Here is a 19,723-nt window from a genome sequence, read left to right as displayed (position 1 = left end):
AAACAGGTGTTGCGGTTTGACCGCAACACCTGTTTTATTGCTATTTTCTTAGTTGATCGCTATTAATAAACGAGTTTGATTTTCTCGTTCATGATCTGATTGGTCCGTTCGATAAAATAGCCGCGGGATAGATCTTGTCCTTGATTGACATGAATCATGTGTTGCGCCGCCAGCTCATCGGTATAATCTTTTAACGCATAGGTTTTATACGTTTGATAATTATCTCCGATATAAGTGATCGTCGGCCAAAATTCGACTTGCTCGAAGGTAACCGCTTTGTTTTCTTTGTTGTAATCGATCGTCCAGCGTCCCATTCCGCCTAACATCCGATCATTTTCTGCTTGGGAAGAAATAAAGTTTCCCAAAGAGTACATCACTAACGTTTGATTGCCTGACTTGCCCGTCAAATAATCCATCGGTTGGATGACGTGAGGATGCCCGCCGACGATTACATCTACACCGGCATCGCTCAACAATTGAGCCAACTGCGTTTGCGTTTCATTTGGCGTGAATTGATATTCTTCGCCCCAGTGCATGCTGACGATTTGGATGTCACTTTGCTCATTCAACAACTGCATATCTTGCGCAATTTGTGCCTCATCGATTAAATTAACTAAATATTCTTTTCCCGCAGGCAGTGCGATCCCATTCAATCCATACGTGTACGACATCAAACCGACTTTTACGCCTTTGATATCTTTCACTTGAAAGCGCGGAGACTCGGCAGATTTTTGCGATCCGGTCGTCGTAATATCCGGATACTTTTCCAAATATTCTAATTGCTTAACGATTCCTTCCTCGCCTCGGTCCATCGTGTGATTGCTGGCCGCAGATAACCAGTTAAAACCAGCGGTATGCAAAGAATCCAGCACTTGCGTCGGCCCATTGAATGCGGGATACCCCGACAAGCCCAATTCTTCTCCTGCACAAATCGTTTCCAGATTGATATAAGAAAGATCACGGTCCTCATTCAAATAACGCGTCGGCTCATACATTTCATCAAAGCGATACGTCCCATCCGGCTGTTTGAGATGTTCATAAATATAATCATGGATCAAATTATCTCCTACCGCAGAAAAATTCAATTGGACAGAAGGACTTTCCTGAGTCGCAGAAGAAGTATTTTCCGCCGCTTTTTCGACCGTTTTATTTCCACACCCACTGAGAAATAAAAAAACAAACAAACTGATTCCCAAAAACTTTTTCATTTTTCAACTCCTAACGTGTCCTTATTATTCGCTAAGACACTTTTGTTTAATAGCTAACCCGGCTACATTAAATAACGAATAACTAAACTCTTGAATGGTTCGCGGAAACTTAGCCAAAATAACCTTTTACCAACAAAAACGCTGTGATCATCGCAGCGTTCAAATGCGCTTCCTCGCACAAAAACCTTGCGAGTAATTTGTAAAAAAAGACAGTCAGAAACGGACTGTCTTGCTCGAACTTTATCTTAAACCAGCTCAAAATTCGGCTGCTTTTATTTAAAAAGTCACAGTCTTATCTGCCCACTCTACCATTTCAACGCAATCAAACATCGTTGAGATTGGACAAGCAGTTTGATCTTCTAAATGGCGCGATTTCAAACAGGTTCCGCACGCTAATAATTCTCCGCCCAAATCTGATAATTTTTGCATTTCAGCTGGCACATCGTATTGCTCGTCTTTGATACTTTCTACTTCTACGGCTTCACCCATCAAAAAGAATTTGACTTCATGTTTTTTCTTCAATGCTGCCACGCCGAAACGGAAAGCATTCCACGCTTTTTCATGTTCCTTTGTTTCCAAAATAATTGCTACCTTCATCTCGTTCACTCCTTTGATCACTAAAAATAGCGCTGCTTCTATTCAAATCACTATAAAGTATATCGCTTTCACTCGCTAAAAACAATCTAGTAAAAGACGAGGTGCTCCCTAGCTTTTATCATAAATTGGCCAAACTATATTTTCACTCGCTTGTCTCCTTTTTTGACGCTTTTTAGCTGACACTTATAAAAATCTGCTGAATATCCTTAATTTCGATTTTTAGTCTCCCTTGGATATGTTAAAATAGTTTTGCTTCTATCCTTGTAAGTAAAACATAAAAAAAGGAGATCCTCTTGCTGAATAAACGACCTTTATTTATCTGGTTTCAGAATCAAAACAAGAAAATCAAACGAGCGATCATTCTTATTTTTATTGCGCTCAGCTTCTTTTTGTTATTTATGCTTATCAAATTTCTGCTGACCAACAACTTGGCTTGGTTAGAAGGCCGCTGGTACACTCAAGACGAAAAATTAAAATTAAAGACCGAAAATCGGCAATATACTACATGGGATGTCACAGAAAACGGGATCAAAATCATTGATAATGGACGAGTGACAGTTGATTCAACGACCAAAAACATTTTTTTGGTCAATGACAATGCAACTACGAAGGTCCATGTGACCAAACTGAACCGACATCAATTGAAATTAAAATTGATTTATCACAAGAAGGCTGCCAAGACAATGACGCTGCAAAAGAGCGAGTAATGAAGAACAGCGTAAGCGCAAAAATTAAATAAGCAGTTATTTTTTACAGCTTGTCCTGCTCAGGCTAAGTGTCGTTCTAAACGATATTTTGCAACGAAGGAAATTTCTCCGCTTGACTTTTTCAGAAAATAAATGCTATTATCCTAAAGTATTTACTGCGTATAATTGATCAGCGTAAAGCACACTCTATTGGTGGCTTTGCGCTTTTTTTGCGCAAATAATAGAAAGAGGTCAGTCCTTTGGAATTTTATATGAAACTCCCCCGCAACAGAACAGAATTCACTTTATTTCTAGCAATCGTTTCTATCCTCTCCGTCAACATCATCGCGCCGCTCATTTCTTGTTTTGAAATGGGCTTTAGTTTGACGACTTGGAAGCACACATTTGTGGTAATGCCTTTTATTTGGTTGACCGTAGTTGCTTTGGTTTTACTCACGCATAGCCCGGCAGCAAAAATAACGAACAAATTAATCGCAAAAGAAGACAGTTTCCATTCACACATGATCGTAAACTGCCTTGTCAATGTCATCATGATGTCCCTGATTCTCACCATCGTCGCAAGTTGGATCGGGATGCGAACGATCTCATGGCTGCCAATTGAACAATTTTTTTACAAATGGCCGCGAAATTTCGCTATTTCTTTTTTTGTTGAATTACTTTTAGCTCAACCATTTGCTCGCTTAGTCCTCTTAAAAAAACACTTGAAAGAAGCCGAGCAACAGCCGAGCCGTTAAATTTGAAAATAAATTTTCCATCAGCAGTTGGCGGTCACTGTTGAACTTGAATACCTTTCACCAAAGATTAGTCGTTCTTCTAGAATTAACTTCCTTTTTTAGACATATAAAAGTCCCCTTATGCAAGACACTTATATTTCAGTGTCCTGTATAAGGGGAACTTATCATTGACTATCTTTGTCTTTTTTCTGCCAACTTAATTAAGCTTGACTTGCTGAGACTAGTTTTTTACCTGTCATTTCTTCATAGTCATTGACCATGATCTCCCATGCTTTCGCAATGTCTTCATCCAGCCCGAACAATCCGCTGCGTCCTACGATATAAATATCTGGATCGGCTGCATCAATTCGTTTGAATGATTTTCGGTTGGAAGATCCATCCATTTCGATCACATAGTTGTAGCCTTTTTCTTCTCGCAATTTTCGTAAAGCGACGATTTTATCTAAAGTGCTTTCGATAAAGCGTTGACCGGCAAATCCTGGATCAATCGTCATAATCGTGATTTTATCGACTAATTCGATATAAGGGAAAATTGCTTCAATCGGTGTTTCAGGATTTAATACGATCCCGGCTTTTAGTCCTGCATTCTGGATTTGATCAATCAAGCGAAAAGCCAATCCATCTAGTACTTCGGCATGCATACAAATCCATTCGCAGTTTAGATCGATCAATTGCTGTACCCAAAAACTTGGATCAGTCACCATTAAATGTGCTGACATCGGCAATGTGGTGATTTTTCGCAATTCTTCGATAAACCAAGGTGATAAAGTAATATTTGGTACATAATGTCCGTCCATAATATCGATATGATAAGAATCTACATGGTCATTTAAAAAGGTGATTTGTTCTTTAAATTTGTCTAAGTCCATCGTCATCAATGATGGTGAGAATTCTACTTTATGCATGTGCTGTCACTCTTTCTTTATTAAAAGATTTGAATATCGTCTAAATTAATGTCTTCTTCTTCTTTTTCAACTTGTTTTTCAGCGTCTTCTTCGGTGACATTTTTCTTGATGATCGCTAATACGATCGCCGTTACGAATACATTGACTAAAATCGCGATGACACCCGCCCACGGTCTGGACATAGTCGGTATCATCAAAACTCCGCCGAATGGAACAGTTGCATCGGCTCCTAAGATCATCGTTGTCGCGCCACCGGCAAAACCACCGATCGCAGTCGCTACGACACCCCGTACAATATCATTCATGACTAGCGGAATGACCCCTTCAACGATATTGATCACGCCCATTGGCACTGCTGATTTCAAAGTCTCAACTTCTAATTTCGTATAGATATTTTTCCCGAATAATTTTGCGATGAAAAAGGCTAAGCCAAAGCCGATTGGCGTTGCCGTATTGACTAACTGCAATGCTGTGATTGGCCCATTTACTCCTTCAGCTTGCATCGTCAAGACAAAAGCAAATACAGTTTTGTTGATTGGACCACCATAATCGACCCCGCTCAATAAACCGATGACTCCGCCAAAGATCAATAGTGACGAGTTTCCGAGTCCATCCAAGAAATTTGTTAATAATGACGTTAATGCTGCGATCGGCGTACCTATGATATAAACCATGATGAGTCCGCCAATAATCGAGGTCAAAAACGGAATGACCAATGTTGGCATCAAACCTTTTGCCCAGTTTGGTAATTTGACGTATTTTAAAACTGCTAATACGAGATAACCAGCTAAGTAACCACCTAAAATCCCGCCGATAAAGCCGGCACCGATTGCATTGGCTGTTAAACCGATAATAAATCCAGGTGCGATACCGGGTTTTCCGCCGATTGAAAATGAGATCCCAGTTGCGATGACGACTGGTAATAGTCCTAGGCCTTTACCGCCCATTGTTGCTAAAGCATCCCAGATCGTGAATTTTCCTTGTACTAAGGCATCTTGGCTTGTTCCGCCAAATGCCATCCCAATAGCGATCAAGAAACCCGCTCCGCAGACAATCGGTATCAAATAAGAAATCGCTGTCAATAAATGACCTTTAAGATTTAACGCTTTAATTTTTTTCATTTTTCTCCCTCCATCAAGCGAATGCTTCAACAACGTCTTCTGGCTTTTTCGCCTGCAACAGTTCTTCAATAACTTCATCGTTTCCTAGTTTTCTAGCAAATAAAGATAATAATTTCAAATGCTCAGTCGCACCTTCATTGTCATTGCCCACCGCGAAAAGAATGATTCCTTTCACGCCTTTGCCGTCTAAACTTTCCCATGGGATCTCTTCTTGATTGATCCCAATCGCGACGCCGACTTTGTTAACGTAGGCACTTTTTCCATGCGGAATTGCGATATAATTACCAATGCCTGTTTGACCTTCTGCTTCACGGGTATAAATATCTTTAATAAATCCGTTCACTTCCGAGATATAGCCATTAGCTAATAATTGGTTTGCCAGCTCGTGCAAGGCTTCATCTTTTGTTTTAGCCGTCATATTCGTCTTAACGATTGCTAGATCCACGATATCTTTTACTTCCATTTGAATCCCTCCTGCTTCCATGAATAACTTATTTAAAAGAGTCTAGGCCTTTTGAGCAACGACTTCTTGCGCTTTTTCTAATAGTTTATTTGGTGATTTGACAGCGACCTCGGTTGGTACTTGAATGATCCGTTTGCCGTCAAAACGTTCCCGACCAGAAATTTTTACGTCGATCGCTAAGATCACGATGTCCGCTTGGTCGATTTCTTCTTGGGTCAGTTTATTTTCGATCCCGATTGTTCCTTGTGTTTCTACTTTCATTTCATAACCCGCTTTTTTTGCGGCATTTTCTAATTTTTCTTGTGCGATGTATGTATGAGCAATCCCTACTGTACATGCTGCTACTCCGACGATTTTCATTTTGTTTCCTCCTCTAATAGTTGGTAAATCCGTTCTTCACTTTCACTGTTTAATAATGCTGCTAAAAATTCATCATCCGCCAATCGACGTGTAAATTGTGCGATTTGTTGTTTCATTATTTGACGCTCGTTGCTTTTCATCAAAATGGTGATAATCAGTTGGACTTCCGGTGTTTCTTCATCTAAATCAATAGCTTTTGCCAAACGAATCAATAAAATTTGGCTTTGCTTGATTTTAGGACTTTCTAAGTGGGGCAAGATGACATGTTCTGAAATCATTGTATTGCCGACTTTTTCCCGTTCTCGCAATAAAGCGACCAATTCCTCTGCGGCTTCTTTATTAGCATGTGTCGCAATAAAGTGTTGAATTTGTTCGCGGCTGGTTAGCGGTTGATCCAAGGCTACTTGGAAAAAATTATCGTTCATCATAAATCCCCTCGATTTTCTTTTGCAAGCGATTCTGATCATCTTTAGTAAACATCGCGCTGACTAACAAAGAAGGAACTTGGATCGCATCACTCACATTGACTGTCGTCAAAATCAGATCGATTCCGGGATATCTTTCCATGAAGCGTTTCGCATCGCGTGAAGCGATCACATCAACGATCTCTAATTCAGGGAATTTTTTCTCGACTTTCACTCGCAAAAGTTCTGAAGTCCCGACACCGGTCGTACACATGATGACGGTCCGAATCGGCAACTGATTGGTTTCGATGATTCGGGCAAAATATAAACTGATAAAGCCATTCTCATCCTCACCGATTTTTGGTAAATCAAATCGCTGACTCACTTCATCAGAAACTTGAGTAACGTCTGTAAAAATTACTTCATACGTCATTTTGATTTGGTCCAATAAACTATTTTTTACATGGATTCCATTATTCAAACGATTGATCATCGGTTTGATGTGGTTTGCCAAATCAAGAAAAATCGAATCTCCTTTGATTGGGATATTTAAGCGTTGACTCATTCCATCCAGATAGACATTGGTGATCTCTGCGACTTTCGGTGAAAACTTCGTCACTTTGCTCAATGATCCTTGCATCCGCGAAGAAGTTAGGTATTGATAAAGATAATAGATCTCTGATTCAGGCAGTTCTCGATGCAGATATTGTTCAACATTTTGAATAGCTGCTTTGGAAACTTGATAAAGTGTCGTATCTTGTTGTAATCGTTCTTGTTCACTTTTAGAAAGCAATCCGCGTTCCTCATTTGGCAGTTGTTGGACTTTGCGCAACCGGCTAATCAATATATATAGATGAGAAAAAATATTGATATTATACGGATACGGAATCGTCATTCCCAATTGCTTTTCGATCAGTTTTATTTGATCTAAGATAAACAACACGTCATAATTATTAAAATTCAACTCTGAATTATTCTTCAAGTCATCGATTTCGACGATATTATGCATTTGGATCAAATCAGAAATTGCGCGACGAAGATTGGCTTCTTTACCTAAAACAGCTAATGTTCGTTGTTTCCGCTCAAGCTTCAGCTCATAGCGTTGCAAATATTCTGCAATGATTTGTTCATCACCGAAGATCACCGACTCGCCAACGTAATATTCTTCAAACAGATCATAGACATTTTTCGGATTGGGGGAAGAAAGTAACAACTCCTCCATCACACGATTTCTACGCTCTTGCGGTGAATATTGACTCCGTTGACTGGGTTGAAAATTGGTTTGACTGATATATTTCTCGTAATTTAATTTGTAGCCCCGCCCCTTTTCTGACTGAATCAGTCCTTCGCCATGTGTTTCATTGATCTTCTTGATCAGGCGATAAATCGTTTTTTGCGAAGTTCCTAGGTGCTCCGCCAATTCTTCAGACGTCACATAGTCATGTCGTTTTGCTAGAAGTAGTAACAGCCCTTGTTCACGATTTTTCTTTGCTCCCACGGCTATCGACCTCCCCTTCTTGTTTTTATCATAACCCGTTAAAAAGAAAACGTTTCACTCGTTTTTGTCCGTTGCAACGGACAAAAAATAAAACTACTCCCACTTATTATAGTCAGGAATAGTTAAAAATGTGGAAAAAAGCAACGGGCTGCTCGTTCCACAACCCAAAAAACAACGCTTAAAAAAATTGTGAAAAAAAGGAGCGGTTCCGAAAAATAAGACGAAATCTCCGGAAACTGCTTTTCAAATTTTGTAAAATTTCAACTTATTTTCGAAGCGGGAACACCGTTTAGCGGGAAAAGGGAGTGTGACAGATATCTTGTCACACTCCCTCTTTCAAATTACCCCTTACTAATTACCAACCACCCGAGGCTCCGCCGCCGCCGGATGAACCGCCGCCAAAAGATCCCCAAGAAGAGCCGCCGCCAGATCCTTTATCATTGTCTGACCAGTTGCTGGAATTATAGTTTGATGCTAAATACGCCGTTGTCAATATCTCGCCGTTTCCTCCATACAATGTATCGCCGATCAAAATACGCCCGAACATTTTCTTTTCCGCGGCTGGATTTTGCAATAGTCTTCCTTGAGCAATCGCACGCTGGACAGCTCCCGCGGATAATCCGATCACCAGACCACTCAGCAGGATATTATACAGTTCTGTGTGTTTGCTGATTTGCAGCAATGCTTCATCTTCTGTGATTACAGCTGTTTCCGCGCGATAGTTTTTATAGTTTCGCTTCAAGGCAGCCCGCGCCCGGAAAAGATTGCTCACAACAAGCACGCTGATGAAAATAAGCAGAACTAAGCCAACTATTCCGGCCCAATGAAGAAATACTAGCTGTGTCCGCTGACTTTCAATATTTTTGATTTGCGAATCGACTAAAGCAGTCTTCGTATTCATGATCGCAAAAACGTCATCCAACACTTGATTGACGCCTGTGTCATAGTCTTCATCTTTGAACGCATCGACGACCTCGTCATTGTTGATGATGTCATCCGCCTTGCCGTCAGGGATCAGTCCTTCCAATCCGTAACCAACTTCCAGCCGAAATTCTCGATCATCCAAAGCGATCAAATATAAAACACCATTGTTTTCCGTTTTATCTCCGATCCCTAATTGATTGAAGATCGTATTCGCATACGATTCGATATCTTCTCCGCGCGGCAATTCCGGTACCGTGACCACTTCTAACTGCGCACCATTCGTACTTGCCGCCAGTTGTTTGTTTAATTGATAAATTTTGCGTTTGGTTTTCTGACTCAGCATACCCGCGTTATCGGAAACAAAAATATTGTTTTTATTGATCGTCAAACGACTATCCGTTCCGTCGATCGCTACTTGATAATTATCGGCTTTTTGGGGGTATTCCTTCAAATTAGCCAAATTATCATTCAAGGTCGTTTTAAAAGACTGATTGGTCGTGACTTTTTTTCCATCTAAAATATCTGCTCGATCTTGTTGCAAGGTCGTCAACTGCTGATCATAGGTCGCTTTTTTATTTCCATATCCATCATTTGCTAAAAGATTGTATAGACCCATACCGCTGATCATTAGAATAACGACTAAAATCAAAGACAAGACTCGATTGCGTCTGCGTAACTTACGATAATTCTCAACGATTTCTTGCTGGAGTCGTTTGCCTGAAGTACGCTGTTTTTGTTTCATTTTTTTCACCCATTCTTATTCAAAACTGACAGCCGGCACTTCTTTTGCCTGATCGTCAGCTTCGAAGTTCGCTTTTTTCTCAAACCCTAAAACTTTTGCTGCCATATTTTTGGGGAAACGAACTAGACTTTGGTTGTACTCATTGACTTGTTCAATATAATTTTTCCGTTCAACTGAGATCCGATTTTCTGTTCCTTCTAATTGGACCATCAACGTTTTGACGTTTTCGTTTGAAGCTAGTGTTGGATAATCTTCTTGAATGACATTCACCATTGTTCCTAAACCTTGATTGATCTGTTCATTTGCGGCATTTTTTTCAGCCGGCGTATTCGCATCATTATAGGCTTTACGTGCATCCGTGATTTCTTTGACGATAGCTTCTTCATGCTCCATACTGCCTTTGACACTATTTACTAGATTCGGAATCAAATCTGCTCGGCGCTGCATCACATTTTCAACTTGAGACCATTTTGCATCGACGTTATTTTCAGCGGAAACTAGCGAATTGTAAGTAGTGATAAAATACACTCCGATTGCTAAAACGATAACGGCAATCCCAACGATAATACCTGAACCTCTTCTTTTCATTTTTATCCCAACCTTTTTATTTTTATCTTTCTGATTGAGCTAATTATAGCACTCGCGCAAGTATACACCTCAGACTTTTGACTGATATTCAGCCTCGTTAACAAAAGATTAGACAAACTTTTTTCAGATCAACTAGCGAAGCGGCAGAGCGGCCAAATTTTTTGTGGTATTCTCGTCACCAATTAGGATTTTTAGCAAAAAAAATAAGCAGCCTTTGTTTCTCGACTGCTTACAATTAAAGCGATTATCTGATGGCAACTGCAAATTTTTTCAAGTTATAACTAGTTTCGAATTTATCTGCCGTCACCCAATATTTTCCAGCATTTGGATCTGAGACATGATAAGTATCACTATTTTGATTATACCCATCTAATGTCAGGACGTGCGCGTTATCGATCCCTGTCCCCCAAAAATAATTTCCATACTGCGGGCTTACAAAATTCAATGTGACATACACGACAACTGGATTGCCATTGCGTAATTCTTGTTTTAATGTTGTGGTTGAACTACCGGAAATATTGACGGTCTTCCCATATTTACTGCCCCAGCTAGTTAACGGTGCCGGGAAAATCGATTGGTAAACGCCAGACATCACAATATCCGGACGACCAGCAAACCCATGATTAGGATTTTTATCTGCGGCTAACGGCATTTCTTTAATAAATGTTTTCAAACTATAATTTTTTGCGTAGCCTTTTGCTTGCAACCCTTGCAACAAAGCTGCGGCTTCACACCCCATCGGCAAACCTGCTGAATTTTGATTGATGTACGGAACATTTAATAGAACATCATTAGACGTATCCATCGGTTCAGCATTCCACGCAATTCCTTCATAGCGCCAACCAGAGCGTTTTAAATTGTCTCGTTCATTCGTATCTAACGTGTAATGGTGCGTGCCGGTTTTCGCGTTAGGATTATACAAACGATAAAGCGGCGTCCCTTTCGCAGGAGAGTACCAAGCGATCCCTTCATAGCGCCAGCCTGCTCGTTTCAAATTATCCCGTTCATTCGCATTTAATGTATAGTGGTGATCACCCGCGTTAGGATTGTATAACCGATACACGGGATTTCCGTTTGTCGGCGCATTCCAGCCGATCCCTTCGTAACGCCAGCCGACTCGTTTCAAATTATCCCGTTCATTTGTATTCGCCGTATAAAAATGTTCCCCACTATTAGGATTATAAAGTCGTGACATCGCGACACCCGCTTGTGCAGAAACCGGTAAAATAATCATCCCAATCACTAAACCAATCAACAAACCTATTTTTTTCATTCTATTGTCCTCCCTGTATTTTTGCTTTCTTCCATCTCGCTCCACTGACAGATGAATTTCGCACATTCTTCGATCGCATCAAAGGTGCTGGTCTTTCGCCGGATCAAATAAAAATTCCGTTTAAAACTATCGTCCAGTCTTTGATACGCGATCCCTTCTGCCGCCCGCTCTGAAATCACGGAACAACCGAACCCTTGTTTCAGCAACCCAACGATGACTTCGTTGTTTTGAATCTCGATGGCCGGATCGTCGATATCTTTTTCTTCTAAAAAACGCTTCGTATAATAGTATACGCCCGAAGTATTTTCTCGGACTAACCACGGCCCTGCTTGCGTGTCCCCTGCCAAAACCAGCTGATCTTCCATCAATGAAGAGCGCTTGATTGTCGGTGCCGATAACGGCTTCTCAATAAAACCAAGATCCACCGCGTGATGTTCAACTGCCTGCAAAACTTCTAACGAATTCATCATCTGAACACTAAAGCGGATTTGCGGAAATTTTTGATGCAGTTGAATCAAGAGCTTTGGCAAAATATAATTCGCAAACGTATGGGACGCACCAATCACACAACGAATAATCTGCTGCTGATTCGTTTGGACGGCTTGATACAAATTATCCCAATCATCAATCAGATCAATCACTCGCTCGTACAAGATCTCTGCTTGCGGCGTCGCCAAAACTTCTTTTCGACCACTGCGGATAAATAATTGCGTATTCAGCTCATTTTCTAACTGTTTGATTTGAGACGAAACTGTCGGCTGCGAAATAAATAAAATCTCTGATGCCCTGGAGAAATTTTTTGTCTCGTAGACTACTTTAAATGTTTCAAGCCATTTAAACATCGGGATCCCTTTCATTACGTTTTTCTATCTAAACTATTATATCAATAAATTATAATAATGAAAATTATTGGTTATAATCTATTAGACGAACGACACGCTTCAAATGATGTGTCGGAGTAATAGTTAGCTACATTTTATCAAGAAAGGAATTATCTGATGTCTAGTCTACAAAATAAACTGACCCCCATTTTACCAGGCTTTCTTTTAGCGTTAGCCGTCGCGATCGGCGCTAAACTTTTAGCATTGTTTTTGCCGCAGCTAGGCGGAGCTACTTTAGCGATCTTGTTAGGAATTATTTTAGGCAATACGGTATTTCATCAACCCGTTTTAGCGGTTGGAACTAAGTTTGCGGAAAGCCGACTGTTGGAGTATTCTGTCGTCTTGCTTGGTTTTACTGTGACTTTCCAAACCATTGGCGAGATGGGGATCAAAGGTCTGATCTTTATCTTATTGATCATGACAACGGTCATCACCGGCGCTTATTGGATTGGCCGCAAGCTGGGCTTCAATGAAAAAATGGCACTGATGATGGCGGGCGGAAACGCAGTCTGCGGCTCCTCTGCAATCGGTGCGATCGCTCCGGCGATTGAAGCAAACGACGAAGAAAAAGGTCAGATCATCACCCTCGTCAATTTATTGGGAACAGTTATGATGCTGACGCTGCCTTTTTTAGGCTTATCACTTTTTGGCGACAACTTATTACAAAAAAGTGCTTTGCTAGGCGGGACTTTGCAATCGGTTGGTCAAGTCGTCGCCGGCGCGAGTCTGATCAATCCCGAAACAGTTAAATACGCGATGCTTTTTAAAATCACCCGAATCATTTTTTTAGTCGTCGTTGTATTCCTCTTTGAACGCAAGGCTCAACGAACCAGACTAGTCAAAGCTAAAGGAACAAAGAAAAAATTTCCGATTCCTTGGTATGTCACGGGATTTTTACTTTTTTGTATCCTCAACAGCCTCTTTTCATTGCCACTGATTTTTAGTGAGAGTGCCCATTTTATCAGCACTTGGTTTGAGACTACCGCTCTTGCGGCGATTGGCTTGCGCTTAGATTTTCGGAAATTTTTGAAAGAAGGACCACGCTTTTTGCTTTACGGTTTATCCGTCGGTACACTACAGACACTCGCTGCTGTCTTGTTTATTTTTCTTTTGCATATCTAAAAAAAAAAGAGTGTGACAGTTTTTGTCACACTCTTTTCGAATACAATGGTACTCCAGCAACTTCGGAAACAAGCCGAAACTTCTTGTAGTGTCCACTTTTACCACAATTACTTCTTAATCTACGACTGCAACAACTTCTACTTCCACTAGCGCACCTTTTGGCAGATCCGCGACGCCGACACACGAGCGGCTTGGTTTTTCATTGTTAAAAAAGTGTTCATAAACTTGATTGAAGGCCGCAAAATCGGCGATATTTTTTAAGAAACAAGTTGTTTTTACTACTTGGTCATAACTGACGCCGGCTGCTGCTAAAATCCCGCCAACATTGCGCAAGACTTGATTGGTTTGTTCTTCAATCGATTTTCCGACCAATTCGCCATTTGTTGGATCTAATGCGATCTGACCTGAAGCATATAACATGCCTTTTACGACTTTTCCTTGGACGTAAGGTCCGATTGCTTGCGGTGCCTCTGTAGTTTCGACTGTAAGAACAGCCGGTTTTTGAAAGTTCACTTTAGTTACGTTGTTTTCCATTTTTTCCACTCCTTTTTTAATTAGCAGGCTTCACGTTTTCTAGGCGTTGAGCCAATCGTTAGACATTTTCCTTTTATTATTAAAATTTACTGACAAAAAAAGCATCTCACTTAGTTAAGTGAGATGCTTGGAGAATCCCACTCAACAAATGTCAAACAGGACTTCAAACCGTTTTAGTCAAAACAGGTCTCAAGTCCTCAGTCTAATAATAATCATTTGTTTAGTAGTCATCGCGTTCATAATGATTCTCCTTTTTTAAAAATTAGATTTAAATGATAGTTTAATTAATTTATGATTGTAATAATAACGGAGGTTCTATCATTTGTCAACAAGTTTATAGAATTTTCTGATAGTTTTTTATCTCTCATTTTTGTAAGCTGATTCCTTGCTTCTTATATGGCAAGTGTTTTAAATTTTTGCTATTGTGGTATCAAAGAAAGAGAGGGTTTTTTTCATGCATAAAGGAATGACTGGTTTCCAGTTGAAAGTTCTTGGGGTCGTGACGATGGTGATCGATCACATCGGGCAATTTTTTCTATTTTTAGGAGTACCTATGTGGTTTCATTGGATTGGTCGGATCGCGGCACCGATTTTCTTATTTGAAAGCTCGGAAGGTTTTATCCATACAAGCAACCGTAAAAAATATATGTTTCGTTTATTAGCAGGCTATTGGTTGATGGGGGTCATCAATCTGATCTTGAATCAATACTTTACAATTGATCATTCGATCGTGATCAATAATATATTTGGAACGCTATTTTTAGGGACGGTCTACATGCAGGCGTGCGAATACTTCAAACAGAAAAAGATTTTCAACGGCCTGATCTGGGCGATCGTACCGATAATTTTAAATATCCTAGTATTGCTCTTATTATCGAATGACAGCCTGTTTGATTCAAATCTTGGCATCATCATTTTTCAGACATTTATTTTATTCATTCCAACGTTGATGCTTACTGAAGGCGGGGTGTTGTTTGTCGCACTGGCAGTCTTCTTCTATCTTTTCCACGGCAAGAAGCAATTCCAGATTGCAGCACTCGTGATCGTCGCAGGGATCACTTTAGTCACAGGCGGCATTCAACATGCCTTTACCTACAATTATCAATGGATGATGCTCTTAGCGGCGATTCCAATCGTTCTTTATAACGGTGAAAAAGGGCGCAGTATGCGAAATTTTTTCTATATCTTCTATCCTGCTCATATCGCGTTGTTTGCTCTGATCAGCTTTTTCATCCAACGCTAAACTTGACCTGACGAATAAAAAGTTTTACAATGCTGATTGTGAATAAATCGTACAGATAACACGCAAGCGCGTGTCGAGAGAGAGGCGGTTTCTATTAATTTAGAAACCAGCTCTCTTTTTTTGTTTTACTGCAGCTTAGCTGATTGACGAAATCCTGTACGAGATCAATTGAATTTTTCCGTTAAAAAATTCATACAACGCAACCGTTCACCCGGTCATTTATCGGGGTGAATGATCTTATTAAAGTGAGGGAATTGAATGAAAGAAAAGAAAATCCATCTATTGTCAGCAGTCCTTGCCACAGGAATCATGTCCTTTGCCGGTGTCTTGATTGAGACCGCCATGAACGTGACCTTTCCTACCTTGATCGAACAATTCGGCATCTCTACCGGTACGGTCCAATGGGTCACCACTATTTACCTTTTAGTGATCTCCATCATGGTGCCTTTTTCCAATTATTTATTGAAGAATTTTTCGATCCGCAAATTATTTATCGTCGCCAATCTCTTTTTTATTGCCGGGCTAGTGATCGATTTCTGGGCGCCGACCTTTAGTATTTTATTGGTTGGACGGTTATTCCAAGGGATCAGCACAGGGATCGCCTTGCCGCTGATGTTCCATATCATATTAAATTTTACACCTATGCATAAACGCGGCACGATGATGGGCGTCGGCACGTTGACGACTTCGATTGCTCCAGCGATTGGGCCGACTTACGGCGGAATAATGACTGCCAGCCTGTCTTGGCACGCGATCTTCTTGTTTTTATTACCGGTCCTAGCGATTTCTTTAGGAATCGGGCTTTATGCGATCCCGGAAATGCCGGTCAAAAAGAAGGGTGCGCTGGATATCATAAGTTTGCTGGGTGTAGCATTACTTTTCAGCGGACTACTGATGTTTTTAAATCAAATTGGCAGCTGGCTGAGCTTGCTTTCGCTAGCAGTCGGAATTCTCGGATTATTCATTTTTTATCGCCAAGCGACGCGCGGAAAAAATCCATTGGTGCGGATTACTGTCTTGAAAAATAAAGTCTTCGTCTTATTTTTATGCGGCTTTTTAGTTTGTCAGTTCTTATTATTAGGAATTTCTTTCGTCTTGCCGAACTTCATTCAAATCGTTTTAGGCAAAGACGCGTTTATCGCTGGTCTGGTCATGATGCCCGGAGCCGCTGTCGGTGCGATCTTAGCGCCAATCTCTGGTCGAATCTTAGATATCTTCGGTTCAAAAAAACCGATTTTGCTTGGCTTGAGTTTTGCAACGATCGGTTGGATCGCTTTGACATTGTTATTACGTTCGCCGCTCTTATTGGGCTTTGTTGCTGGTCATGTCTTTTATATGATCGGAATCGGCTTTGCTTACAGCAATCTGATGACTACCGGCATGAACTTGCTGCCAGAAACTGAATACGGCGACGGCAATACGTTGTTCAACACATTGCAGCAATTCTCTGGAGCGATTGCCACGGCGATCGTCGCTACGATCATCAATCTAGCCCAACAATCACAAACTGATTTTATCGCCGCCACTGTTACTGGTTCGCAGCTCTCGCTGATCGTACTGCTCGTTTTATTATTCGCAGTGTTGATTGCTTGTCTGATCCATTTTCGCAAAGAACCTGCTCGCGGTTGATTTTAAAATAAAACAAACCGAACCGCAAAAGTTAGTTTAAAAACTAGCCTTTGCGGTTCGATTTTTTTATCACTATTATTCTTCACAGCTGGCTGCTTCATTCAAAGAACTCGGCGCTTCGCTTCTTTTAACTTGCACGATCAAAACGATCGCTAATAAAACAATTGCCGCACCAAAAATTGGTGTGTATGCAATACCTATTTTGTCTGTGACTTGTGCGCCAACAGTCGAACCTAAGGTAATTCCGATATTGAAAGCAGCGATATTAAATGCTGAAGCCAATGTAATATCTTGCGGTACATATTTTTCGGCTAATTGTACGACGTATAACTGCAATCCCGGTACATTCATGAAAGCAAACAGCCCTAAAAGAATCGCTGCCAACAAGCCGAGAAGCGTATTTCCAAGCATGATTGTGATGAACAAGAACAGCAAGGATACTAGTAAAAGACCAAACATCTTGATCAATGAAGCAAGTGGTTTTTCATTCGCCAAATGCCCGCCGACCGTATTGCCGATTGCGACCATCACGCCATAAACGATCAAAATGATCACGACTGCATTTGCGGAAAAACCAAAATTTTCTAAAATCGGCGAAAGATACGTGTACGCAGCAAATGTTCCGCCGTAACCGAATGCGGTGATCAAGAAAGACATCACTAATGGTTTGTTCGTAAAGATCCGGACAAAACCTTTCAGATCGACTTTACCAGGGATCGGTAATTGACGCGGAACTAAGAAACTGCTGGCGATCAAACCAAGCAAACCAACTGCTGCGATAAAAATAAAGGACATATTCCACGTTGTTTGCTGCCCAATAAATGTTCCTAACGGTACTCCCGTCACAGTTGCGACAGTCAAGCCAGTAAACATGATGGCAATCGCACTTGCGCGCCGCGACGGCGCAACGACATCAGCAGCGACAACTGTTGAAACTGACATAAAGATCCCATGTGCCAATGCGGCTAAAATACGACCCACTAATAAAATCATAAATGTTGGGGCAAACGCGGCTAATAAATTCCCGCCGATAAATAAAAGCATGATCCCGATCATCAAATTCCGCCGGTTCCACTTACCGGTCAAAATAGTTAATAACGGGGCACCGATCGTTACGCCTAACGCGTATAAAGAGACGGTCAAACCTGCTTGTGCGAGTGTGACATCGAAACTTTTGACGATCATCGGCAACAATCCGACACTGATAAATTCAGTCGACCCGATCGCAAAGGCATTGATTGCGAGAGCCAGTAAAGTTAAGTTTGGTGAGATTTTCTTTCCCATTTTTTTCCTCCAAAAAAATTATTTGTAAGCTACAAGAAGATACTATATACTGTTGATGAGCTTTTGATAAGTACCCACTTTTTTGTATTATAGGTACCTTTTAGTGACTTTTGGATCATATCAAGGGTTTTAAGGAGGAATTTTTTTGGAAAATCGTGCATATATGATTGGCGTGGAGGCAACGATGGATGTTATCGGCGGAAAATGGAAGCCAATCATTCTTTGTAACTTGCGCCACGGACCGATGCGTCCTAGTGATTTGAAACGCGGCATCACCGGCATCAGCCAAAAAATGTTGACGCAGCAACTCCGCGAATTAGAAGATGACAAAATTATCGACCGGAAAGTATACCAGCAAGTACCACCGAAAGTTGAATATTCATTAAGCAACTATGGCCGCAGCCTTTCGGATATTTTAGACAGTTTATGCAGTTGGGGCGAACAGCACGTTGCTCATCTGCAAGAAGAAGGACAAGCCGTTTATTTGAAGGCAAACTAAAGAGGGTGTGACAGAAATCTTGTCACACCCCTTAATTTGATTCAGTATTTAACCGACTTATCATAAAACAGAAAGGATGTTTTTATGTCGAAACCAGATTTTTCCGCGATTCATCACGTCGCTATCATTGTGTCAGATTATCAAAAAGCGCGGCATTTTTATGTCGATATCCTCGGCTTACCGATCATTCGCGAAAATTATCGTCCTGAACGAAACGATTATAAATTGGATTTGCAATTAAATGACGCTGAACTAGAAATTTTTGCGGTACAAAATCCGCCGCAGCGTCCAAGTTTTCCTGAAGCAGCCGGACTGCGTCATCTAGCGTTCAAAACAACTGATATCGCGGCGACCGTCGCTTACTTAGCGAGTTGCGGCGTTGAATGCGAGCCATTGCGAACAGATGATTTTACTGGCGAGAAGATGACCTTTTTCTTCGATCCAGACGGACTGCCCTTAGAATTACACGAATAATTAGTAAAGACGGTGTGACAGAAGTGGTCAGCTTCAATAAATAAGAAGAAATTTTCTAAAATTACTTCTAAACTTTTATGAAATTTTGGCTGATTTTCGAAGAAACTGCTTCTGGAACACCGCTTATTCAGAAAAAAGGAGCGTGACAGAACTTCTGTCACACCCTCAACGATTTCTTTACGCTTTTTCCAGCGGATACTTAATCGCGTTTTTCTTTAATTTTTCACTGATGATTTCATCAATGTCAAAATCCAAATTATCTGCCATCATATACGAATAGATTAATACATCCGCCAATTCTTCTTTCAATCGCTCCGTTTGAGTCCGTGCTTCGGCTGAATCTTTCCATTGAAAAAGTTCTAACAACTCCGCCGCTTCTAAACAAATCGACAAGGCTAAATCTTTTTCATTGTGAAAAGGCCGCCAATTCCGTTCATCACGAAACTGATTGATTTTTTCCATACTATCCATAGTCAACCTTCTTTCCGCTACTATTTTATCATAGAAACAAATCCGATTTCTTTTGCCAGGCT

At 40.8% G+C, this 19,723-nt stretch carries 23 protein-coding genes; 8 read left to right on the top strand and 15 right to left on the bottom strand.

Annotated elements, in window-relative coordinates:
- Window positions 1-62: 62 nt before the first annotated feature.
- Together FFM63_RS07470 and FFM63_RS07465 are read right to left on the bottom strand one after the other, a co-directional pair.
- A complete protein-coding gene (locus FFM63_RS07470; RefSeq protein ID WP_137609684.1) occupies window positions 63-1,208 on the bottom strand; it encodes a CapA family protein in 1,146 nt (381 codons plus the stop codon).
- A 276-nt stretch (window positions 1,209-1,484) separates the two neighbouring features.
- Window positions 1,485-1,805, bottom strand: coding sequence for a DsrE/DsrF/TusD sulfur relay family protein (locus FFM63_RS07465; RefSeq protein WP_137609683.1), 321 nt, complete (start codon window positions 1,803-1,805; stop codon window positions 1,485-1,487).
- 293 nt (window positions 1,806-2,098) lie between these two features.
- Here FFM63_RS07465 and FFM63_RS07460 point away from each other — a divergent pair, with 293 nt between their 5' ends.
- Together FFM63_RS07460 and FFM63_RS07455 are read left to right on the top strand one after the other, a co-directional pair.
- A complete protein-coding gene (locus tag FFM63_RS07460; RefSeq protein ID WP_137609682.1) occupies window positions 2,099-2,512 on the top strand; it encodes a hypothetical protein in 414 nt (137 codons plus the stop codon).
- 239 nt (window positions 2,513-2,751) lie between these two features.
- A complete protein-coding gene (locus FFM63_RS07455) occupies window positions 2,752-3,246 on the top strand; it encodes a hypothetical protein (RefSeq protein ID WP_137609681.1) in 495 nt (164 codons plus the stop codon).
- 200 nt (window positions 3,247-3,446) lie between these two features.
- Here the strand turns inward: FFM63_RS07455 and alsE are convergent, their stop codons facing one another.
- The 10 genes from alsE to FFM63_RS07405 form a co-directional block, all read right to left on the bottom strand.
- Entirely contained in the window at window positions 3,447-4,151 is a 705-nt protein-coding gene (gene alsE / locus FFM63_RS07450) for a D-allulose 6-phosphate 3-epimerase (protein ID WP_137609680.1), read from the bottom strand.
- A 20-nt stretch (window positions 4,152-4,171) separates the two neighbouring features.
- Window positions 4,172-5,272, bottom strand: a complete 1,101-nt coding sequence (locus FFM63_RS07445) for a PTS fructose transporter subunit IIC (RefSeq protein WP_137609679.1) — start codon at window positions 5,270-5,272, stop codon at window positions 4,172-4,174.
- 13 nt (window positions 5,273-5,285) lie between these two features.
- Window positions 5,286-5,735 (bottom strand): fructose PTS transporter subunit IIA, encoded by a 450-nt coding sequence (locus FFM63_RS07440; protein WP_137609678.1) that lies wholly within the window; start codon window positions 5,733-5,735, stop codon window positions 5,286-5,288.
- A gap of 42 nt (window positions 5,736-5,777) precedes the next feature.
- Window positions 5,778-6,095: a PTS fructose transporter subunit IIB gene (locus FFM63_RS07435; RefSeq protein ID WP_137609677.1), complete on the bottom strand. Its 318-nt coding sequence runs from the start codon at window positions 6,093-6,095 to the stop codon at window positions 5,778-5,780.
- Complete coding sequence (locus FFM63_RS07430; RefSeq protein WP_137609676.1) at window positions 6,092-6,523, bottom strand: PTS sugar transporter subunit IIA; 432 nt, start codon at window positions 6,521-6,523, stop codon at window positions 6,092-6,094. Before FFM63_RS07430 ends, FFM63_RS07435 begins: the two co-directional genes overlap by 4 nt.
- Entirely contained in the window at window positions 6,510-7,997 is a 1,488-nt protein-coding gene (locus FFM63_RS07425; protein WP_137609675.1) for a BglG family transcription antiterminator, read from the bottom strand. Before FFM63_RS07425 ends, FFM63_RS07430 begins: the two co-directional genes overlap by 14 nt.
- 355 nt (window positions 7,998-8,352) lie before the next feature.
- A complete protein-coding gene (locus tag FFM63_RS07420) occupies window positions 8,353-9,663 on the bottom strand; it encodes a TPM domain-containing protein (protein ID WP_137609674.1) in 1,311 nt (436 codons plus the stop codon).
- 15 nt (window positions 9,664-9,678) lie between these two features.
- Window positions 9,679-10,251, bottom strand: coding sequence for a LemA family protein (locus FFM63_RS07415; protein ID WP_137609673.1), 573 nt, complete (start codon window positions 10,249-10,251; stop codon window positions 9,679-9,681).
- 244 nt (window positions 10,252-10,495) lie between these two features.
- A complete protein-coding gene (locus FFM63_RS07410) occupies window positions 10,496-11,524 on the bottom strand; it encodes a C39 family peptidase (protein ID WP_137609672.1) in 1,029 nt (342 codons plus the stop codon).
- Window positions 11,521-12,366, bottom strand: coding sequence for a LysR substrate-binding domain-containing protein (locus tag FFM63_RS07405; protein ID WP_371851346.1), 846 nt, complete (start codon window positions 12,364-12,366; stop codon window positions 11,521-11,523). Before FFM63_RS07405 ends, FFM63_RS07410 begins: the two co-directional genes overlap by 4 nt.
- A 156-nt stretch (window positions 12,367-12,522) precedes the next feature.
- Between FFM63_RS07405 and FFM63_RS07400 the strand changes: the two genes are divergently transcribed.
- Complete coding sequence (locus tag FFM63_RS07400) at window positions 12,523-13,527, top strand: YeiH family protein (protein WP_137609670.1); 1,005 nt, start codon at window positions 12,523-12,525, stop codon at window positions 13,525-13,527.
- A 114-nt stretch (window positions 13,528-13,641) separates the two neighbouring features.
- Here FFM63_RS07400 and FFM63_RS07395 read toward each other — a convergent pair whose 3' ends face one another.
- Complete coding sequence (locus FFM63_RS07395; protein ID WP_137609669.1) at window positions 13,642-14,061, bottom strand: Rid family detoxifying hydrolase; 420 nt, start codon at window positions 14,059-14,061, stop codon at window positions 13,642-13,644.
- Window positions 14,062-14,209: 148 nt separating this feature from the next.
- Between FFM63_RS07395 and FFM63_RS09975 the strand changes: the two genes are divergently transcribed.
- The 3 genes from FFM63_RS09975 to FFM63_RS07380 all read left to right on the top strand — a co-directional run bounded on the left by FFM63_RS09975 (window position 14,210) and on the right by FFM63_RS07380 (window position 16,933).
- The gene (locus FFM63_RS09975; protein WP_171000207.1) at window positions 14,210-14,320 is read left to right on the top strand and encodes a hypothetical protein; all 111 of its coding nucleotides are present in this window, start codon (window positions 14,210-14,212) and stop codon (window positions 14,318-14,320) included.
- Window positions 14,321-14,515: 195 nt separating this feature from the next.
- The gene (locus FFM63_RS07385) at window positions 14,516-15,304 is read left to right on the top strand and encodes a TraX family protein (protein WP_137609667.1); all 789 of its coding nucleotides are present in this window, start codon (window positions 14,516-14,518) and stop codon (window positions 15,302-15,304) included.
- 258 nt (window positions 15,305-15,562) lie between these two features.
- Entirely contained in the window at window positions 15,563-16,933 is a 1,371-nt protein-coding gene (locus FFM63_RS07380) for an MFS transporter (RefSeq protein ID WP_137609666.1), read from the top strand.
- A 75-nt stretch (window positions 16,934-17,008) separates the two neighbouring features.
- On the opposite strand, the gene FFM63_RS07375 is transcribed toward FFM63_RS07380, so the two are convergent.
- Window positions 17,009-18,217, bottom strand: coding sequence for an MFS transporter (locus tag FFM63_RS07375; protein ID WP_137609665.1), 1,209 nt, complete (start codon window positions 18,215-18,217; stop codon window positions 17,009-17,011).
- A 145-nt stretch (window positions 18,218-18,362) separates the two neighbouring features.
- Here FFM63_RS07375 and FFM63_RS07370 point away from each other — a divergent pair, with 145 nt between their 5' ends.
- Together FFM63_RS07370 and gloA2 are read left to right on the top strand one after the other, a co-directional pair.
- Window positions 18,363-18,716: a winged helix-turn-helix transcriptional regulator gene (locus FFM63_RS07370; RefSeq protein ID WP_137609664.1), complete on the top strand. Its 354-nt coding sequence runs from the start codon at window positions 18,363-18,365 to the stop codon at window positions 18,714-18,716.
- An 84-nt stretch (window positions 18,717-18,800) separates the two neighbouring features.
- Complete coding sequence (gloA2, locus tag FFM63_RS07365) at window positions 18,801-19,190, top strand: SMU1112c/YaeR family gloxylase I-like metalloprotein (RefSeq protein ID WP_137609663.1); 390 nt, start codon at window positions 18,801-18,803, stop codon at window positions 19,188-19,190.
- Window positions 19,191-19,367: 177 nt separating this feature from the next.
- Here the strand turns inward: gloA2 and FFM63_RS07360 are convergent, their stop codons facing one another.
- Window positions 19,368-19,661, bottom strand: a complete 294-nt coding sequence (locus FFM63_RS07360; RefSeq protein WP_137609662.1) for a nucleotide pyrophosphohydrolase — start codon at window positions 19,659-19,661, stop codon at window positions 19,368-19,370.
- Between the last annotated feature and the right edge of the window lie 62 nt (window positions 19,662-19,723).

The sequence above is a fragment of the Enterococcus pingfangensis genome (assembly GCF_005405205.1).
GTDB lineage: Bacteria > Bacillota > Bacilli > Lactobacillales > Enterococcaceae > Enterococcus_A > Enterococcus_A pingfangensis.
The sequence above is the reverse complement of the archived record's forward strand: the minus strand, read 5'-3'. Positions and strand labels throughout refer to the sequence as shown.

What these genes read in the sequence shown, in the direction of transcription:
- FFM63_RS07470 (WP_137609684.1), bottom strand. Translation starts at nt 1,208, where the DNA reads ATGAAAAAGTTTTTGGGAATCAGTTTGTTTGTTTTTTTATTTCTCAGT.
- FFM63_RS07465 (WP_137609683.1), bottom strand. Translation starts at nt 1,805, where the DNA reads ATGAAGGTAGCAATTATTTTGGAAACAAAGGAACATGAAAAAGCGTGG.
- alsE (WP_137609680.1), bottom strand. Translation starts at nt 4,151, where the DNA reads ATGCATAAAGTAGAATTCTCACCATCATTGATGACGATGGACTTAGAC.
- FFM63_RS07445 (WP_137609679.1), bottom strand. Translation starts at nt 5,272, where the DNA reads ATGAAAAAAATTAAAGCGTTAAATCTTAAAGGTCATTTATTGACAGCG.
- FFM63_RS07440 (WP_137609678.1), bottom strand. Translation starts at nt 5,735, where the DNA reads ATGGAAGTAAAAGATATCGTGGATCTAGCAATCGTTAAGACGAATATG.
- FFM63_RS07435 (WP_137609677.1), bottom strand. Translation starts at nt 6,095, where the DNA reads ATGAAAATCGTCGGAGTAGCAGCATGTACAGTAGGGATTGCTCATACA.
- FFM63_RS07430 (WP_137609676.1), bottom strand. Translation starts at nt 6,523, where the DNA reads ATGATGAACGATAATTTTTTCCAAGTAGCCTTGGATCAACCGCTAACC.
- FFM63_RS07420 (WP_137609674.1), bottom strand. Translation starts at nt 9,663, where the DNA reads ATGAAACAAAAACAGCGTACTTCAGGCAAACGACTCCAGCAAGAAATC.
- FFM63_RS07415 (WP_137609673.1), bottom strand. Translation starts at nt 10,251, where the DNA reads ATGAAAAGAAGAGGTTCAGGTATTATCGTTGGGATTGCCGTTATCGTT.
- FFM63_RS07410 (WP_137609672.1), bottom strand. Translation starts at nt 11,524, where the DNA reads ATGAAAAAAATAGGTTTGTTGATTGGTTTAGTGATTGGGATGATTATT.
- FFM63_RS07405 (WP_371851346.1), bottom strand. Translation starts at nt 12,366, where the DNA reads ATGTTTAAATGGCTTGAAACATTTAAAGTAGTCTACGAGACAAAAAAT.
- FFM63_RS07400 (WP_137609670.1), top strand. Translation starts at nt 12,523, where the DNA reads ATGTCTAGTCTACAAAATAAACTGACCCCCATTTTACCAGGCTTTCTT.
- FFM63_RS07395 (WP_137609669.1), bottom strand. Translation starts at nt 14,061, where the DNA reads ATGGAAAACAACGTAACTAAAGTGAACTTTCAAAAACCGGCTGTTCTT.
- FFM63_RS09975 (WP_171000207.1), top strand. Translation starts at nt 14,210, where the DNA reads ATGTCAAACAGGACTTCAAACCGTTTTAGTCAAAACAGGTCTCAAGTC.
- FFM63_RS07385 (WP_137609667.1), top strand. Translation starts at nt 14,516, where the DNA reads ATGCATAAAGGAATGACTGGTTTCCAGTTGAAAGTTCTTGGGGTCGTG.
- FFM63_RS07380 (WP_137609666.1), top strand. Translation starts at nt 15,563, where the DNA reads ATGAAAGAAAAGAAAATCCATCTATTGTCAGCAGTCCTTGCCACAGGA.
- FFM63_RS07375 (WP_137609665.1), bottom strand. Translation starts at nt 18,217, where the DNA reads ATGGGAAAGAAAATCTCACCAAACTTAACTTTACTGGCTCTCGCAATC.
- gloA2 (WP_137609663.1), top strand. Translation starts at nt 18,801, where the DNA reads ATGTCGAAACCAGATTTTTCCGCGATTCATCACGTCGCTATCATTGTG.
- FFM63_RS07360 (WP_137609662.1), bottom strand. Translation starts at nt 19,661, where the DNA reads ATGGATAGTATGGAAAAAATCAATCAGTTTCGTGATGAACGGAATTGG.